The sequence below is a fragment of the bacterium genome, from assembly GCA_040757115.1.
Lineage (GTDB): Bacteria > UBA9089 > CG2-30-40-21 > CG2-30-40-21 > SBAY01 > JBFLXS01.
Window position 1 is genome coordinate 1 of sequence record JBFLYA010000444.1, and the last position, 1,289, is coordinate 1,289.

A 1,289-nucleotide genomic window follows, 5' to 3' on the forward strand; every position below is an offset into this window, starting at 1 on the left:
TTTGGCTTCAGTTATTACCTTGCACCAAAACAATGAACAAGATAATTGGATTAAGAAGAGGCAGATACTCTTTGAGCTAAAAAAGGCTGCATAAATAAAAAGGATAGACCTATTTCACAGGTCGAAATTTTGCATGTAAAAACTGGTAACCGTTCTCACCGCAGAGACACAGAGACGCAGAGAAAGAATTAAAATCTATTCACCAGAGACAGAAATTTTCTTTTTTTTTGTGCATTTCGGGTCTTTCGTTGTTTATTAATCTTTTAATACTTAGTTTTGACTAACTGTTTTTAAGCCTTTTTTAACACCGAAAAACGCGAAAAAAAAGATATTTTCCTCTCTGCGAACTCTTGCGTCTCTGCGGTAAAGGATTACCTCTTATGAACCACATCCTATTAATAAAAAAAATTTATCCCCATATAAATTTTTAACATTTGACCTCTAAAAATATTTATGCTAATATTATTAGTCTATAGTTTCGTGATTTTTAGAAGATTGAAATCCCCTGAAAACACAAGGAAGAGGAATTATTGCAAGGTTATGGCTAAACCATGAGTTGCAAAAAATAGTGAGTGAATTACAAAATTCCAAATCACAAATTCCAAATTACAAATAAATTCCAATAACCAAAAATCAAAATTCCAAACAAAAGAAGGAGAAGTGCTTTTCAATGAGGCAATAGAATTAAAGAAGAGTTATATTCCCCTCTTGAGAGGGGTTAGAGGTGTGTCCTTCAATTATTGAAAAACCTAAATCTGACATTATTGAGCAAAATATTCAACTCCCTTTAACAAAATTGATAAAGCAATAGGTTTTGGAATTTGGTGCTTGGAATTTATTTGGAATTTGGAATTTGTGATTTGGAATTTATATTGCAAGGTTATGGTTAAACCATGATGAATAAATTCACGAAACTCCAGTTAGTCTAACTATGGATAAAAGTCCAAGATTTTTGGAATGAGAAATGGAGATAAAGGAAACAAATATTTTGCTTACACCAGAAGAAATTATAGAATTAATTGGTATTTGTGAAGATGGTGATAAGGATAAGGCGATAGTTTTTTTAAAGAATCTGCAGAAAAAAGTAGCAAAGATTCAGAGTGGTTTTCGGTCTTCGTATCAGCGCGGTGGACATATCGGAGTGGCAAAATATTAATTGTGAGTAACTGTTCAGGCTATATATCAAAAGTGTAAGAAAGGGGATAAGGAGATAAGAGTGATATGGAGATAAGATAATAGAAATAGATTGAAATTTATAGAAATAGGTAGAAATTGATTGTGGAAAACAA

The 1,289-nt window shown here is 31.8% G+C and carries 1 protein-coding gene; it reads left to right on the plus strand.

The features are described from left to right. Positions 1 to 964 precede the first annotated feature (964 nt). Complete coding sequence (locus AB1422_19520; GenBank protein ID MEW6621491.1) at positions 965 to 1,156, plus strand: hypothetical protein; 192 nt, start codon at positions 965 to 967, stop codon at positions 1,154 to 1,156. Positions 1,157 to 1,289: the final 133 nt, after the last annotated feature.